The sequence below is a fragment of the Limosilactobacillus reuteri genome, assembly GCF_034259105.1.
Classification (GTDB): Bacteria; Bacillota; Bacilli; order Lactobacillales; family Lactobacillaceae; genus Limosilactobacillus; species Limosilactobacillus reuteri_G.
On the sequence record NZ_CP139478.1, the window covers coordinates 479,341 to 495,446 of the forward strand.

The 16,106-nt window shown below is 39.2% G+C and carries 15 protein-coding genes and 1 pseudogene; 13 read left to right on the plus strand and 3 right to left on the minus strand.

Annotation, left to right across the window (positions count from 1 at the left end):
• Nucleotides 1-233: 233 nt before the first annotated feature.
• From SH603_RS03210 to smpB, 6 genes are all read left to right on the plus strand, one after another.
• Complete coding sequence (locus SH603_RS03210; protein ID WP_169472686.1) at nucleotides 234-1,616, plus strand: amino acid permease; 1,383 nt, start codon at nucleotides 234-236, stop codon at nucleotides 1,614-1,616.
• 117 nt (nucleotides 1,617-1,733) lie between these two features.
• Nucleotides 1,734-3,284: a ClC family H(+)/Cl(-) exchange transporter gene (locus tag SH603_RS03215; protein ID WP_153702184.1), complete on the plus strand. Its 1,551-nt coding sequence runs from the start codon at nucleotides 1,734-1,736 to the stop codon at nucleotides 3,282-3,284.
• Between the two features lie 66 nt (nucleotides 3,285-3,350).
• Entirely contained in the window at nucleotides 3,351-3,590 is a 240-nt protein-coding gene (gene secG / locus SH603_RS03220) for a preprotein translocase subunit SecG (protein ID WP_003667480.1), read from the plus strand.
• A gap of 78 nt (nucleotides 3,591-3,668) precedes the next feature.
• Nucleotides 3,669-4,445 carry an alpha/beta hydrolase gene (locus SH603_RS03225; protein ID WP_169471429.1) on the plus strand — a complete coding sequence of 259 codons (777 nt, stop codon included), beginning with the start codon at nucleotides 3,669-3,671 and terminating at the stop codon, nucleotides 4,443-4,445.
• The gene (rnr, locus tag SH603_RS03230) at nucleotides 4,432-6,825 is read left to right on the plus strand and encodes a ribonuclease R (protein WP_321534076.1); all 2,394 of its coding nucleotides are present in this window, start codon (nucleotides 4,432-4,434) and stop codon (nucleotides 6,823-6,825) included. The genes SH603_RS03225 and rnr overlap by 14 nt, the downstream gene beginning before the upstream one ends.
• A gap of 17 nt (nucleotides 6,826-6,842) precedes the next feature.
• Nucleotides 6,843-7,316, plus strand: a complete 474-nt coding sequence (gene smpB / locus SH603_RS03235; RefSeq protein ID WP_169471427.1) for an SsrA-binding protein SmpB — start codon at nucleotides 6,843-6,845, stop codon at nucleotides 7,314-7,316.
• A 56-nt stretch (nucleotides 7,317-7,372) separates the two neighbouring features.
• Here smpB and SH603_RS03240 read toward each other — a convergent pair whose 3' ends face one another.
• Entirely contained in the window at nucleotides 7,373-7,957 is a 585-nt protein-coding gene (locus SH603_RS03240) for an LURP-one-related/scramblase family protein (RefSeq protein ID WP_169471426.1), read from the minus strand.
• Nucleotides 7,958-8,107: 150 nt separating this feature from the next.
• On the opposite strand from SH603_RS03240, the gene SH603_RS03245 reads away from it, so the two are divergent.
• From SH603_RS03245 to ltrA, 5 genes and pseudogenes are all read left to right on the plus strand, one after another.
• Nucleotides 8,108-8,797, plus strand: a complete 690-nt coding sequence (locus tag SH603_RS03245) for a uracil-DNA glycosylase (protein ID WP_321534077.1) — start codon at nucleotides 8,108-8,110, stop codon at nucleotides 8,795-8,797.
• 60 nt (nucleotides 8,798-8,857) lie between these two features.
• Nucleotides 8,858-9,832: a phosphate acetyltransferase gene (gene pta, locus SH603_RS03250; RefSeq protein WP_169473502.1), complete on the plus strand. Its 975-nt coding sequence runs from the start codon at nucleotides 8,858-8,860 to the stop codon at nucleotides 9,830-9,832.
• A 119-nt stretch (nucleotides 9,833-9,951) separates the two neighbouring features.
• Entirely contained in the window at nucleotides 9,952-10,410 is a 459-nt protein-coding gene (gene tsaE / locus SH603_RS03255) for a tRNA (adenosine(37)-N6)-threonylcarbamoyltransferase complex ATPase subunit type 1 TsaE (protein WP_153702186.1), read from the plus strand.
• Nucleotides 10,410-10,919, plus strand: coding sequence for a GNAT family N-acetyltransferase (locus SH603_RS03260; protein WP_169473830.1), 510 nt, complete (start codon nucleotides 10,410-10,412; stop codon nucleotides 10,917-10,919). The genes tsaE and SH603_RS03260 overlap by 1 nt, the downstream gene beginning before the upstream one ends.
• Before the next feature lie 463 nt (nucleotides 10,920-11,382).
• Nucleotides 11,383-12,764 (plus strand): annotated as a pseudogene (gene ltrA / locus SH603_RS03265) (group II intron reverse transcriptase/maturase).
• A 96-nt stretch (nucleotides 12,765-12,860) separates the two neighbouring features.
• On the opposite strand, the gene SH603_RS03270 reads toward ltrA, so the two are convergent.
• Nucleotides 12,861-13,283: a PAS domain-containing protein gene (locus SH603_RS03270; protein WP_065532669.1), complete on the minus strand. Its 423-nt coding sequence runs from the start codon at nucleotides 13,281-13,283 to the stop codon at nucleotides 12,861-12,863.
• 11 nt (nucleotides 13,284-13,294) lie between these two features.
• The gene (locus SH603_RS03275; RefSeq protein WP_078009114.1) at nucleotides 13,295-13,834 is read right to left on the minus strand and encodes a 3'-5' exonuclease; all 540 of its coding nucleotides are present in this window, start codon (nucleotides 13,832-13,834) and stop codon (nucleotides 13,295-13,297) included.
• Between the two features lie 124 nt (nucleotides 13,835-13,958).
• Between SH603_RS03275 and murB the strand changes: the two genes are divergently transcribed.
• Nucleotides 13,959-14,855 carry a UDP-N-acetylmuramate dehydrogenase gene (gene murB / locus SH603_RS03280; protein ID WP_153702189.1) on the plus strand — a complete coding sequence of 299 codons (897 nt, stop codon included), beginning with the start codon at nucleotides 13,959-13,961 and terminating at the stop codon, nucleotides 14,853-14,855.
• A 239-nt stretch (nucleotides 14,856-15,094) separates the two neighbouring features.
• Nucleotides 15,095-16,063 (plus strand): IS30 family transposase, encoded by a 969-nt coding sequence (locus SH603_RS03285; RefSeq protein WP_003668074.1) that lies wholly within the window; start codon nucleotides 15,095-15,097, stop codon nucleotides 16,061-16,063.
• The last annotated feature ends 43 nt before the right edge of the window (nucleotides 16,064-16,106 follow it).

Here is a 16,106-nt window from a genome sequence, read left to right on the forward strand (position 1 = left end):
TATGAACGTTGATTTATTAACGCTCAGAATCCCTGTCTATCCTTGCGGGAATAGGACTAAAAACTTGCAAGTGAGCTTAGTCCCATTCCCTTTTTAGTTACAAATTATTTAATTAAGCTTAAAAACGATTACATCATTTATATTAAAAAATAATGAGAAAGAAGCGTTGGAATTTAGTATGAAATATAATATAATCTTTAAGAGTTAAATACAATGAAAGGATACTGATACAAATGAAAAAATCGGCACCAGAACTTAATCGTTCGATGACTGCTGGTCAGATGGAAATGATTTCCCTTGGTGGAGCGATTGGTGTTGGACTGTTTATGGGATCAACATCTACAATCAAGTGGACAGGGCCATCTGTTATCCTCGCATATGCGTTTGTTGGCTTAATTTTATATATTGTTATGAGAGCATTAGGAGAGATGATTTACATTAATCCTGGAACAGGTTCTTTTGCAGATTATGCAACTGAATATGTTCATCCAGTAGCTGGATATCTTGCTAAATGGGCTAACGTGTTTGAATATATTGTTGTCGGGATGTCCGAAGTAGTAGCTGCGACTGAATATCTTAAATATTGGTGGCCCCACCTTCATACTTGGGTAGCCGGAGTTGTTATTATTATTTTCCTGGTCCTCGCTAATTTAGCAAGTGCAAAGGCATATGGATCCCTTGAATTTTGGTTTGCGATGATCAAAGTTATTACTATTATCTTTATGATTTTACTTGGATTTATGATTATCTTCTTTGGATTTGGTAATGGCGGTCATCCAACTGGTTTCAGCAATCTTTGGTCTCATGGTGGATTCTTCACTGGTGGCTGGAGTGGTTTCTTCTTCTCAATGTCAATTATTGTTGGATCTTATGAGGGAATTGAATTGCTAGGAATTTCTGCCGGTGAAGTAGCAAATCCGCAAAAAGCAATTGTCAAATCTGTTAAGTCTGTTTTATTCCGGATTTTGATTTTCTATGTTGGTGCAATTTTTGTAATTGTAACAATTTATCCTTGGAATGAATTAAGCAGTGTTGGATCACCATTTGTATCTACTTTTGCTAAGGTCGGAATTACAGCTGCAGCCTCAATTATTAACTTTGTGGTTTTAACCGCTGCTTTATCAGGTGCCAATTCAGGTATTTATAGTTCAAGTCGGATGCTGTTTAAGTTATCGCATGAGGGTGATGCTCCTAAGATTTTTGGTCGTCTTTCAAAACGGATCGTTCCCGATGCTGCTATCCTTGGTATTTCCAGTGGTATTTTGATTGGCTTTATTATTGATATGATTTCGGCAACTTATAACCACTCAACTGCTGATATGTTCGTGGTTGTCTTCAGTTCTTCTGTTTTACCTGGAATGATTCCATGGTTTGTAATTTTACTAGCAGAATTACGGTTCCGTCGTAATAATAAAGACTTAGTGGTTGATCACCCATTTAAATTACCGCTATATCCATTTTCGAATTACTTTGCATTTATCATGCTGATTGTGATTGTCATCTTTATGTTTATTAATCCTGACACACGAGTTTCGGTTATTGTTGGTGCTGCAGTGTTGATTCTAGCAGTCGCAGTATACCTTGTTCGGCATGGTTTTAAAAATGAAAAAGCATAAGATAAATAAGAAGCTAGGAAAAATCCCTGTCTTCTTATTTCTTTTTAAATTAATTTCGTCTCACTAAGCTCATGTAGTACAATTGCATGTAGACTTTTAATAAATTGGAGAAGAACAATGGAGAGTAGAAAAGAGGCATTTCATCGCTATAATCAGTTCAATCAACTAATTCGGGCGATCATTATTGGAATATTGACTGGTTTAGTAGTTAGTGTATTTAGGCTTATAATTCAACACTTTTTACAATTAGTAACAGCAAGTTTTGTATATTTTCATTCTCATCCATTATGGCTAATACCATGGACGATTGGATCAATTATTTTAGCATTATTGTTAGGATGGTTAGCTCAATCCTATCCTGATATAAAAGGTTCAGGGATTCCGCAGGTTGAAGGACAATTGACTAATCAGTTTGATGAAAAATGGTGGCCAGTGTTATGGCGGAAATTTCTTGGCGGGATTTTCGCTATTGGATCCGGATTATACCTCGGACGTGAAGGACCATCAATTCAACTTGGGGCAACTATTGGGCAAGGAGTAGAGGAAAAAGCCAAAGTAGGACAACTTAATCGTCAAATAGGGATTGCAAGTGGGGCCGCGGCAGGGCTATCTGCAGCCTTCAATGCGCCAATCGCTGCGACGATCTTTATTTTGGAAGAAGTGTATCATAATTTTTCACCGGTAATTTGGTTGGCAACATTTGTGAGTTCGCTTTGTTCAAATATGGTTTCAATGCAGTTCTTTGGCTTACGGCCGGTTTTGAATGTTCCCTATAATCATATGCTTCCTAATAATCTTTATTGGCACTTGATCGCACTTGGTATTTTATTAGGTATTTTAGGGCGCCTTTACCAAGTTGTTATTTTGCATTTGAATGGTTGGATGGCACGGATTCCTAAACTGTCCCCGATCGCCTACCCAATTATTCCGTTTTTGCTGGTTATTCCCATTGCCTGGTATTTTCCAATCACACTGGGCGGAGGAAATAAATTAATTATTATTTTGCGTTCCTTACCATTTTCTTTAGCGCTTTTTGTGGGGCTTTTTGTCCTTCGCTTTGTATTTTCAATGATTAGTTATGGTTCGCAATTACCAGGTGGGATATTCTTGCCAATTTTAACTCTTGGTGCTATTTTGGGCGCGGTTTATTGTGCGTTAATGGTTCGCTTGGGATTAATGCCAGTTCGATATTTACCGAATTTTATTATCTATGGAATGGCAGGCTACTTTGCATGTATTAGCAAGGCGCCATTTACTGCTATTTTATTAATTACTGAAATGGTTGGCTCACTTGCACATTTAATGCCATTAGCCTTAGTAGCCGTGGTAGCCTATCTCGTTGTAGATGCGTTACATGGCGAACCAGTATATACAGCGATGTTTAATGCTTTTATTGGAAACAATCCGCAACCAGCACGCCATAAAGAGGATGTTACGATGTCGATTACCATTTATGCTGGAGCACGGTTAGATGGTTGTAAAATAAAAGATTTTCCATGGCCAACTGATTGTATTGTGATGGTTATTTATCGGGGAGAAGAAAAAATTATTCCGAATGGCCAAACAAAGCTGCAAGCGGGCGATACATTAATTTTACGTGCTAATTCAGCGACTACCAGACAAGCTTACCATGAGATAAGTCGAGCCGCGCATTATGCACAAGGATAGCAATAGAACAATAAATATGATATGATAATTAGGATAAAAGCGTGAAAGTATTAGGAGGAAAAATCCTTGTATAACACATTAATGACTTTATTCTTAATTGATTGCGTTGTATTAATTGCGTGTGTAATGATGCAACCAGCAAAAAACGATAATGATGCAATGTCAGCTTTGACAGGTGGTGCGGGTGACTTATTCTCACGTCGTAAAGCGCGGGGATTTGAAGCTGTTATGCAGATTGTTACAACAATTTGTGGAGCACTCTTCTTTATTCTGGCATTAGCGATGATTTACGTTTCGTCACATTAAATTTAAAGTGCCTCCTGAAATTATTGTGATTCCAGGAGGCTTTTTTGACGCTACGGTTGGAGTGTAGGGGATGATGTAGTGATAACGTATACTGGTGAGTCTTTTTTCTTTCCCCATAGTGGACGTCGTGGAGTTATTTTGCTTCATGCATATACAGGAAATACGAATGATGTTCGAATGTTAGGACGTCAACTCAATTGGCAAGGATATACAGTCTTCGCACCGCTTTTGAGTGGGCATGGCGGTGATCCACGAAAAGTACTAGAAAGCAATGGTCCAGATGATTGGTGGGATGATACCCGGATGGCAATCTTTCGTTTACGCGATGCTGGAATTGATCAAATTGCAATTTTTGGTTTATCGCTCGGTGGTTTACTTGCCACCAGGGCTCTTGAGAATGATCCGCAATTATTAGGTGGTGGTGTTTTTGCATCCCCAATTACCACCTGGGGACAATCAAATGTTCCGAAATACTTTCCTAAAATTGCGGCAAAGTATTATCGTCAACAAAAAATTAACCCCTTAATCACTAAGGAAAAGGTTGCTAAATTGACTGAGCAACTCCCTAAACAACTAGCACAAATTCAAACAATGGCGCATCAAATTTGTGACCAATTAGATCAGATTCATCAACCTTTCTTTATTGCACAGGGAGGCGCGGATGAAATGATTGATCCAGTATCTGGCCTGCAATTAAAAGCAAGATTACAAGCAAATGGGGTTGCAGTTGATTATCATTACTACCCAACCGCTACTCACTTATTAACAGTTAATACCGCTCATCGTCAATTATTTGCCGATGTAGAAAAATATTTACAAAATTTATTCGAGGTGTCTTCTAATGACAACAAATAATTTAAAAGAAAAAATATTAACACATTTAACAGATAATGCAGGTGTGAGTTACTCAGCAGAAAAACTTGCTCACCAATTAGGAATGGATGATGCTGAGCACTTTACACCGATTGTTCAATCTCTTGCTCAATTGGAACGAGAGAAAAAAGTTCAAGTAACTGATCGTGGCGAATTCGAGGCAGTTATTAAACAACAACCACTTATTGGGACTTTCCATGGTAACGATAAGGGCTTTGGTTTTGTAGACTATGACCCGGATCTTCCAGATATGTATATTAATCCTGATCATACTTTGCATGCATTAAATGGAGATCAAGTAGAAGTTAAAATATTACGACCAGCAAAAGCAGGTAGTGATCAGGGTCCAGAAGGTCAAGTAACCCGGATTGTTGAACATAAATATGAAAATGTAGTTGGTGAATTCAAGCAAGAGACTGTTGGTGATGATTACATTGGCGAAATTTTGCTTAAAGATAAGAAATTATCGCAGTATCATTTCTATGTAACGGACAAGGGATTAAAACCGCTTGACGGCCAAGTAGTAACAGCTACTGTTGAGACTTATCCTAGTGATGAAGCACCAGAAGTAATGACGGGTGCCGTTACTGAAGTGATTGGTGATAAAGATGAACCGGGCATTGATATTATGTCAGTAATTTATGCTCACGATGTTCCTCATGAATTCCCTAAAGAAGTGATGGACCAAGCTAATAAGATTCCGCTTCATGTTCTCCCAGAAGAAAAAAAGGGACGGGTAGATATTACTGACCAACCACTTGTTACCATTGATGCGATTGAATCAAAAGACTTGGATGATGCAGTGGTAGCATGGAAGATGGATAATGGACATTACCACCTTGGAGTCCATATTGCTGATGTTACTCACTATGTAAAACCAGGTACACCGCTTGATCAAGAAGCATTTAAGCGTGGTACATCTGTTTATCTAACTGATCGGGTAGTTCCAATGCTTCCTAAGCGGCTTTCTAACGGTATTTGTTCCTTAAATCCGGGTGAAGAGCGTCTTGCCATGAGTTGTGAAATGGAGATTGATGAACAAGGAAAGATCGTTAATCACCGAATCTTCCAAAGTGTTATGAAATCACATGCCCGAATGACTTATAAAGCAGTTAATAAGATTTTGGAGTCGCATGATGCTAAAACGATGAAACAATATGAAGACCTCGTTCCAATGTTTGAGACAATGGGTGAGATTCACAAATTATTGCTTAAAAATCGGAAAAAACGTGGTGCTATTGACTTTGAAGCTCCTGAAGCAAAGATTATTGTGGATGAAAAGGGGCACCCAACTGATATTCAACTACGGAATCGGGGACTTTCTGAACGGATGATTGAATCCTTTATGTTAGCTGCTAATGAAACAGTTGCTGAACACTACTTCAAAGAACGTGTTCCATTCCTTTATCGGATCCACGAAACACCAGATAGTGACCGGATTAAGTCATTTGTGGACTTTTTGGCTGTGTTTGGGATTGATGTTCATGGTGATATTAAAAATGTTAAACCAGGGATGCTTCAAAAAGTATTAAAAGATGTGGCTGGTACTCCTGAAGAACAAATGGTCCAAGTGATGATGTTACGTAGTATGCAACAAGCTAAATACTTGGATGAAGAACTAGGTCACTTTGGCTTAGGCGCTAAATACTACACTCACTTTACTTCACCAATTCGGCGATACCCTGATGATACAGTTCACCGCTTGATTAAGTGGTATGAAGAACATGGTAAAAACGAATCAGCTAAGGATCATTGGCATGACAAGCTTCCTGAAATTGCTGAACATACTTCCGTTACCGAACGACGGGGAATTGATACAGAACGTGATGTTGACAGTATGAAGAAAGCCGAATACATGGAAGATCATGTTGGTGAAACCTTTGATGCTGTCGTAAGTTCAGTAATGAAGTTTGGTTTGTTCGTCGAATTGCCAAATACAGTTGATGGGTTAGTTCATATTAGCGTCATGAAGGATGATTATTATGAATATTCAGAAAAACACATGGCGCTAATCGGACGAAACTCTCATCGAATTTTCCAAATGGGGCAACCAATTAAGGTTAAGTTAGTTCGAGCAGATAAAGATCTTCGTGAAGTTGACTTTGAAATTGTTAACCCTGAAGAGGCACCAAAGACAAAGATTCGGGTTCCACGTAATGATGAGTATCGTGGTCGCAAGGGACGTACCAATAATAATTCCCGTCATGAGAATAATAATGGTAACCATTACCGTAATACTCAAGGAAAATGGCGTCGCACTCATCAAGAAAACGGACATCAAAATAATCGTCAAATAAATCGGGGACAAACTCGTCACCACAATAATTCACGTGATCATGAAGGCGTTCGTCGCCACCATTAAGAGCGGGGAGGGATATTATGGCAAAAAAATCCCATCAAGAAAATAATGACAATTTAATTGCGCAAAATAAAAAAGCACGTCACGATTATTTTGTCACGGATACCGTTGAAGCAGGATTAGTTTTAACGGGGACGGAGATAAAATCTGTTCGTGCTCACCGGGTTAATTTGAAAGATGGATTTGCCCAAGTTCGTAACGGTGAAGCTTGGTTAATGAATGTGCATATTAGTGAGTATGATAATGGGACTTATTTCAATCAAGATCCATTAAGAAATCGCAAGTTGCTATTGCACAAAAAGGAAATCAATAAGCTTGTAGGAGCCTTACAGGATAAGGGAGTTACACTTATTCCCTTGAAAATGTATATTAAACACGGCTATGCAAAAGTTTTATTAGGACTAGCCAAAGGTAAACACCAGTACGATAAACGTGAAGCAATTAAGCGTCGTGAACAAAACCGTGAAATTGAACGAATTATGAAACATTATTAAAACGAAAAGCCTAGATGAAAATCACAAATTTTCACCTAGGCTTTTCACTTTAAAATCTATTTGTTTCTATGTCCTTTACAGTTTAAGTTTAACTGATTGCTAATTGAAAATGACATGCTGGTATTAAGATTAGGGGAACGCTTCATTAATCGTGCTAATAAAGGTTCTTGTTCACTTCGTCGAGCCCAATGGTTGAGAATACTAGCGATTAGAATTGCTAACGGTTCATCATCTTTTTTATTTATCTTTAATTCATGACAATATCCGCTTGATAGTTTAACAGGTTGAATTGAAAAAACTAAGTGACTACCGGAAAAAACACGATAACGGCTTGTCAATGGTGAACCAACAACGATCCAGTTAATACCGCGTATATAAATAACCTGTTGAACAAACCCAAGACCTTTCCCAATTGTTCCAACGCGTTGTCGATTAACATATAATGCGAATTTGGGTAACAGTCCAAGAGTTAATTGCTTTGCTTCAGCTAATAAGGCTCCATCAATTGCATATAATGATAGGGCATCGTACCTCATTCCCCACTTACCGACAAGAAGATAGCACGATTTACCATTCTTATCGCGAATGACGGTCGTTCCATGTAAATCACTTGAACGATCGCGAATATATAATTGTCGCACTTTGCCACCACCATTCTTTGATAATCTACCTTTTATTTTACCAGCTTCTTAGCAAATTTGGTGAAGAAACTTCTAAGTTAAAAAACGCTTCCAATTTATCCCATGATGATGTTTAATTATGCTAAAATAATAGACGAGGTGCTTATAATCGTGAAACAATTAATTCATAACGACTGGTGGGAAGTTTTAAAGCCCCAGTTTGAAAGTGCGTATTATGCGCAATTGCATAATTTCCTAAAAGAAGAATATACCCATCAAACGATCTATCCAGAAATGCATCATATTTTTGAAGCATTTGAATGGACTCCTTTTAGTAAGGTTAAAGTTGTTATTCTTGGTCAAGATCCTTATCATGGACCAAACCAAGCTCATGGGTGTAGTTTTTCAGTACTGCCTGGGGTACCGGTCCCGCCTTCATTACAGAATATTTACAAAGAATTGCAAAGTGATTTAGGTTGTACACCGGTAAATCACGGCTATTTGAAGAAATGGGCTGATCAAGGTGTCCTGTTGTTAAATTCGGTTTTGACAGTACGAGCAGGGCAAGCATATTCTCACCGTGGACATGGCTGGGAGCAATTAACAGATGCGGCGATTCATGCTTTATCTGAACGTCCTAAACCAGTTGTGTTCATCTTGTGGGGACGAGCTGCTCGAAATAAGAAACAGTTAATTAATACGAAGACAAATATCGTTCTTGAATCAGCTCACCCGAGTCCATTATCTGCTAACCGTGGATTCTTTGGGTCTCGACCATTTTCTAAAACAAACGAAGCACTTCAGGCAATGGGAGAACAGCCAATTGATTGGCAACTGCCTGCCGAACTAAATTATCGTTAAAGATGTGATTGTTAGTCACAACCTTAAAATGTTTAGTGACCATAAGGAGGTACTTGCATTATGGAATTATTTGATGAGATTGCTGCAAAGATTAAGGGACAAAACAAGACAATTGTTTTCCCTGAAGGTGAAGATAAGCGGATTTTAGGAGCTGCTGTCCGCTTAAAGAAAGATAATTTAGTAGAGCCAATTTTACTTGGTGATGAAGAAGCGATTAAAGAAGTTGCAAGTAAAAATGGTTTTGATCTTGCTGGCCTTCAAATTATCGATCCAGCAACTTATCCAGAAGACGATAAGCAAGCAATGTTTGACTCATTAATGGAACGGCGTAAAGGGAAGAATGCTCCTGAAGAAATTCAAAAGATGCTTGAAGATGTGAGTTACTTTGGAACGATGCTTGTTTACATGGGAAAGGCTGATGGAATGGTTTCTGGTGCTGTTCATTCGACTGGGGCAACTGTTCGGCCTGCATTACAAATCATTAAGACTAAGCCTGGTGCCCATCGAATTAGTGGAGCTTTCCTTATGATTAAAGGCGATCAACGTTACATCTTTGCTGATTGTGCAATTAATATTGAATTGGATGCTCCAACAATGGCTGAAGTGGCAATTCAAAGTGCAGAAACAGCTCGCTTATTTGAAATTGATCCTAAGGTTGCGCTTCTTAGTTTTTCAACTAAGGGTTCTGCTAAGGGCGAGATGGTTACCAAGGTTGCGGATGCCGCTAAGCTAGTTCATGAATTAGATCCTGATTTACCAGCTGATGGTGAACTACAATTTGATGCCGCTGTTGTCCCATCAGTAGGTGAACTTAAAGCCCCTGATTCAAAAGTTGCTGGTCATGCCAATGTCTTTATTTTTCCAAGTCTAGAAGCAGGTAATATTGGTTACAAGATTGCGCAACGATTTGGTGGTTTTACAGCAGTTGGTCCTATTCTTCAAGGACTTAACGCACCGATTGCAGACCTTTCACGGGGATGCAGTGAGGATGATGCTTATAAGGTTGCAATGATTACCGCAGCACAAGCATTGTAAATATTGATGAAAAAGGAGTGGGACTAGAAACTCGCAAGCGAGTTTAGTCCCACTTCCTTTGCTTTTTAAACATGAGATGGGTACAATAAGGCTAGTATTTTAAACTTGGAGAGAGTACTATGGAGAGCTTAACGTTAACGAATCGTGACGCAACAATTGTTCTTGGAAAGAAAATTGGTCAGCAATTAGTTGCCGGGGATGTGCTAGTCTTAGACGGTGATTTAGGAGCAGGCAAGACTACTTTTACCAAGGGATTGGCTGCAGGGTTAGAAATTCCTGATATCATTAAAAGTCCTACTTTTACAATTATTCATGAATACCAAGATGGCCGTCTCCCCTTATATCATATGGATGCATATCGCTTAGAAAATGGGGGAGCAGAAGACCTCGGACTTGAAGAATACTTTGATGGTGATGGAGTTTCAGTTGTTGAATGGGCTGAATTTGTTGAAGATGAACTGCCAGCTGACTTTTTAGCTATTCACTTTAAGCGAACAGATGATGATAATACCCGTATTCTGGAATTTGAACCCCATGGACAGCATTTTGAACAAATTGTAAAAAGCGTGGTGGAATAATGGCAGATGACATTTCGATAAAGCTAGCAACGAGTGAGGATGCCGGGGCTGTTTTGCAATTTTTACGGGCAGCTGCAACTGAAAGTGACGCGGTATTAGTTCCCCATCTAAATGAGATTAGTGAAAAGGCAGAAGCAAAAAATATCGATTTAATAAATCAGTTTGATGATTGTGTTATTTTACTTGCGATGCTTGGCGAAGAGATTGTGGGGATGGTTACTGTAATGGTATTAGATCATCAACCGACAACTGGTGAACTAGGAGTAGTGGTACGGAAAAAGTATTGGCGAAACGGAATCGGTCGCTTATTAGTCGATGAAGCAGAATATTGGTTTAACACTTATAGTAGTTTAGAAAATTTGGTCCTGACAGTTTTTGAGGATAATATTCCGGCGATTAAGCTTTATCAACAATTACACTTTGTTGCAACAGGAAAAACGGTTGAGCAGGGTCGTAATGTTTTGCAAATGCAATACGATAATAAAAAAGAGGAAACAATGGAAAGGTAAGCCATTATTTCCTCTTTCTTGTGCGCCCGGCATGGGTATTAGCTAGGTGGTGAAAGTCCGCTATGGGCCGTAGTAGTCGGAACCATGAGCTGAGGACAAGGGTGTCCACCGTGAGGTGGAATCTGAAGGAAGTCTAAGGCAAAGTACTGCATCGATGAACAAGAAGTAGCTATAAGGCTGGAATTAACTGGATAAGGCTGCTAGACAAGTTGAAGTCCAATACTACTCGAAGTTAGTCTCAGTAAAGCTAACGATGACATGGTACGAAAGCTAATATTCTTACCCGGGGAGATCTGGCCTACACGTTTCCGACAAGAGGAATAAGTTTAATTTCCACAGAAACAAGCGGTGCAGTGATGCAGTGTTGAGTAAGCCAGAAGTCAGCCGAGGTCATAGTAATTTGAATAATCAGATGAAGGACTGAACGACAATAACTTGTAACTTATATCGGAGGTGTAATCAGGTGCGACAATCGCAGAAAACAGAACAACAAGCTGACCGCTTGTCGAGGATAGGCTTGGAAAACCGAAAGTACACAAGGGCGCGTAGTACCGGTTATGGTGAAGGTAAAGGTATGAGTGTCACTATCCAAGACCTGGTCTTGGATCGCAATAACCTTAATCAGGCTTATTTGCGAGTTAAGAGAAATAAAGGAGCAGCAGGCGTTGACGATATGACAGTCAATGACCTTCTGCCATATCTCAGAGAAAATAAGACGGAACTGATCGCTAGTTTGCGTGAGGGCAAGTATAAACCAGCTCCAGTCAAACGGGTAGAAATTCCGAAGCCTAATGGTGGAGTAAGAAGACTTGGAATACCAACGGTGGTGGACCGAATGGTTCAACAAGCTGTAGCCCAAATTCTTACGCCTATCTTTGAGCGTATTTTCTCTGATAATAGCTTTGGCTTCCGTCCCCACCGTGGGGCCCATGACGCTATTTCAAAAGTAGTAGATCTTTATAATCAAGGTTATCGAAGAGTTGTCGACTTAGACCTAAAAGCCTATTTTGATAACGTTAATCATGACTTGATGATTAGTATCTCCAACAATATATTGATGACCCATGGACACTAAGACTCATTCGTAAGTTTCTAACTAGCGGAGTCTTAGACCATGGGCTTTTCGCTAAGAGTGAAAAAGGAACCCCACAAGGAGGGCCATTGTCACCACTACTGGCGAACATCTATCTAAATGAGTTGGACGAAGAGTTGACTAGACGTGGTCACCACTTTGTGCGCTATGCGGATGATTGTAACATCTATGTTAAAAGTCAACGAGCCGGAGAACGAGTAATGCGAAGCATTACCCAGTTTCTAGAAAAGCGCTTGAAAGTTAAAGTGAACCCAGATAAAACCAAAGTCGGTAGCCCGCTACGGTTGAAGTTTCTTGGCTTTTCGTTAGGTGTAGACCACAATGGGGCCTACGCCCGTCCAGCTAAGCAATCGCAACAACGAGTAAAGAAAGCACTGAAGTTATTAACTAAACGTAATCGTGGAATATCTCTGACAAGAATGTTTGAAGAAATTCATCGAAAAATGCGTGGGTGGCTTCAGTACTACTCAATTGGGAAACTAACTAACTTTATTCAACGCCTTGACAAGTGGTTGAGGGTCCGAATAAGGCAGTATATTTGGAAGCAATGGAAAAAGTTTAAAACTAAGGTAACTAACTTACAGAAGTTGGGGCTGTCCCAGCGTGATGCATATGTCTTCGCTAGTACCCGAAAGGGCTACTGGCGAACTGCACATAGTAAGACCTTGAGCTATTCTCTAACTAATAGAAAACTGGAACAACTCGGACTTATGAATATGTCCAAGACGCTCCAGTCAATTCAATGTGATTAAGTTGTCGAACCGCCGTATACGGAACCGTACGTACGGTGGTGTGAGAGGTCGATAATTGAACTAATCAATTATCTCCTACTCGATTGTATACTAGATTTATTTTTTATGTAGTACTTGCATAATATTTCGCCAAAAGGATCCCTTTGTTTGCTGTTTACTAACGTCTTGCGTTACCTCTACACATCCGAGGTATTTATTTTGATCATCACGTAAGGCGTAGAAGGCAATATTTATAGGTTGACCATGATGTTTGATCATAATGCTAATTGAATCGCGGTCTCCGCTATGCATATCATGAAGTACTTGTTTAACATGATTTTGACTATGCCCGGGATGAACCTCAAGCACATGTTTACCTAGATCTGCATCAGTTCGCTTGAATAAACGATGTCGATTAGCTGATGACCAGCGAATGATATCATTTTCATCAATGAAATCGAATTCTACGGGGATGGTTTCAAAAATAGTATTAAGTTGTTCAATACTTAGTTTTCCACCTTTAAGATTAATATCTGTCATGATTCTCTCCTTTAGCCGATTAAATTAATAAAGGGTTGAATTTGTTGCGGGGTAAAATGCTTGCTTTGATAAAGCAGAATGTTAGCGCAAGCCTGAGCATCATCAAGAGCATTATGGTGGTGATGAAGGTCGATATTTAACGCGTCACAAACAGTATTAAGTTTATAATTTGTTAGTCCTGGAATCAACTGGCGGCTTGAAGCAACAGTATCGAGTGTCTGGTAGGCGGGGACTTCGATATCGTAATGTTCTAACGTATTCTTTAAAACACTATTATCAAACCGATTATTATGGGCAATAACCAGTTTATCAGGAGTGTAGAATTGGTTGATATGTTCCCATACTTCTGGAAAATCAGGAGCATTTTGGACGTCACGCTCATGAATACCGTGGATCTGAGTATTACGCCAAAAGAATTTAGTATGAGGATTAATTAGGGTGTAAAATTCGTCGGCAATTTGTCCATTCCGAACGATTGTGAGTGCAAGTGAACATGCACTGTAACGCTTGCCATTAGCAGTCTCAAAGTCCATTGCTATAAAATTCATCATACATCCTCCTTGCAAAAGTCGATAATTTTATTTTACAATCAACTAATCATTTTTCAAAACTTTTACTTTTGAAAAATGATACAATAGCTCTTGAAAGTAAATATAAAAAAGGAAGAAATAGAGAATGGCTAATTTGATGAACGAATTTCCTGATATTGAAATTAAACAAGATGAACCATTAATGAATTACACCTACACTAAAACAGGAGGTCCAGCTGACTGGTTGGCTTTTCCCGAAACGATTGACCAGGTAAAAGAATTGGTTGATTATGTTCGTGAGCATGAAATGGGCTTAACGGTTTTAGGAAACGCCAGTAATTTGATTGTTGGCGATGGCGGTATAGATGATTTAACAATTATTCTTACGCGGCTTAATAAAATTGAAGTTCATAATAATAAGGTAACTGCACAGGCAGGAGCATCTTATATTGCAACAACCGAGGCAGCTCGTGATAGTGAACTTACTGGATTAGAATTTGCTGCTGGTATTCCGGGCAGTATTGGTGGGGCTGTCTTCATGAATGCCGGTGCATATGGTGGTGAAACTAAAAATGTTGTTTCCGAGGCTACCGTAATGCTTCCCGATGGAACAATCAAACACCTTACTAATGAAGAATTGGACTTTGGTTATCGGCATAGCAGTATTCAAGATAATAATGGCGTCGTGTTAGATGCTACGTTTGCTTTGGAACCGGGTAAGTATGATGATATCAAAGCAAGGATGGATGACCTGAATGAACGGCGAGAAGCTAAGCAGCCATTAGACCTCCCATCTTGTGGAAGTGTCTTTAAGCGGCCAGAAGGATATTATGCCGGAAAGTTGATTCATGATGCTGGATTGCAAGGTTATACTTCAGGTGGGGCGCAAGTTTCGACTAAGCATGCTGGCTTTATCGTTAATATTGACCATGGAACCGCAGCAGACTACGTAAATGTTATCCATCATGTCCAAAAGACAGTTAAAGAAAAATTTGGTGTTGATCTTGAAACCGAAGTACGGATTATCGGTCGGCAAGATTAATATTATAAAGTGCAAATTTATTAAAAGTTTATTAATAAACTTGCACTTTTATTATTTTAAAGATAGTGAAGTAATGAATGAATTTAACTTAATAGTTAGGTGCCGTTAAAAAGGAAAAAGAAATTTGATTAATCTTATTATTTATTAATTACGTCGTTTGTAAAATTAAGTTAGAAAAAGTAAAAAGCCATTTGTGATAGACTTTTGAATATCCCTAATCAAAAGAAAGGCAATCACAAATGACCTATAAACATCTTACCACACGTGAATTAACTCTCATAGCTGATTTTTGGTATCAAGGTACTAAAGCTTATCGGGCTGCTAAATTACTTCAGCGTAGTCAAGAAACCATCTATCGTGTTTATCGTTTCCTCAACGACGGTAAAACCATCGACCAATATCTTCAGACTTATCAGCGACATAAGCGTCGTTGTGGTCGGAAGCAGACCCAACTGCCAACTATCGAAGTTAACTATATCCATGCGCAAATCAAGGCAGGTTGGACTCCTGATACTATTATTGGTCGTCATGAACACCCAATTAGCTGCAGTATGCGCACCCTTTATCGCATGTTTGCCCGCAATCAGTATGGCTTTTCCGTTAAACAGCTACCGATGAAAGGAAAACGCCATCCCAATGGCTATGTGGAACATCGTGGTAAAGCTGGCCAATTAGGACGCAGTATCTATCAACGATATCGTGATTTTCCGCATTACCAACATGAATTTGGGCACTTTGAAGCTGATACAGTTCAAGGTAAAGCTCACCGCGGAGCGGTAATGACGCTAGTAGAGCGACAATCCAAAGTAATGATTGTCCTTAATATTCATCATAAAACAGACGAAGCAGTGAATTGTCAGCTTGATCAATGGCTCGCTAAACTGCCACGTCACTTTGTTAAATCAATTACTTTTGATAACGGGAAAGAATTTGCTGGATGGCGAGAAATAGCCAATAAGTATGATCTTCACACCTATTTTGCGGAAGTCGGTGCTCCCAATCAACGAGGGTTAAACGAAAATAATAACGGCCTCTTGCGTCGTGATGGTCTTAGTAAAAAGCTAGATTTTCGCGATTTACCAGACGAACTAGTCACTCAGCTAATGCATCGTCGCAACAATATCCCACGAAAATCTCTTAATTATCGTACACCATTAGAAGTATTCTTGAGTCATGTCACAGAAGAACAACTTTCACCTTTTTTCTAATTTAAATTGACATTTCAGGTTATGAAAAAATCTCACAAATTGC

What these genes read in the sequence shown, in the direction of transcription:
- SH603_RS03210 (WP_169472686.1), top strand. Translation starts at nt 234, where the DNA reads ATGAAAAAATCGGCACCAGAACTTAATCGTTCGATGACTGCTGGTCAG.
- SH603_RS03215 (WP_153702184.1), top strand. Translation starts at nt 1,734, where the DNA reads ATGGAGAGTAGAAAAGAGGCATTTCATCGCTATAATCAGTTCAATCAA.
- rnr (WP_321534076.1), top strand. Translation starts at nt 4,432, where the DNA reads ATGACAACAAATAATTTAAAAGAAAAAATATTAACACATTTAACAGAT.
- smpB (WP_169471427.1), top strand. Translation starts at nt 6,843, where the DNA reads ATGGCAAAAAAATCCCATCAAGAAAATAATGACAATTTAATTGCGCAA.
- pta (WP_169473502.1), top strand. Translation starts at nt 8,858, where the DNA reads ATGGAATTATTTGATGAGATTGCTGCAAAGATTAAGGGACAAAACAAG.
- tsaE (WP_153702186.1), top strand. Translation starts at nt 9,952, where the DNA reads ATGGAGAGCTTAACGTTAACGAATCGTGACGCAACAATTGTTCTTGGA.
- SH603_RS03260 (WP_169473830.1), top strand. Translation starts at nt 10,410, where the DNA reads ATGGCAGATGACATTTCGATAAAGCTAGCAACGAGTGAGGATGCCGGG.
- SH603_RS03270 (WP_065532669.1), bottom strand. Translation starts at nt 13,283, where the DNA reads ATGACAGATATTAATCTTAAAGGTGGAAAACTAAGTATTGAACAACTT.
- SH603_RS03275 (WP_078009114.1), bottom strand. Translation starts at nt 13,834, where the DNA reads ATGATGAATTTTATAGCAATGGACTTTGAGACTGCTAATGGCAAGCGT.
- murB (WP_153702189.1), top strand. Translation starts at nt 13,959, where the DNA reads ATGGCTAATTTGATGAACGAATTTCCTGATATTGAAATTAAACAAGAT.
- SH603_RS03285 (WP_003668074.1), top strand. Translation starts at nt 15,095, where the DNA reads ATGACCTATAAACATCTTACCACACGTGAATTAACTCTCATAGCTGAT.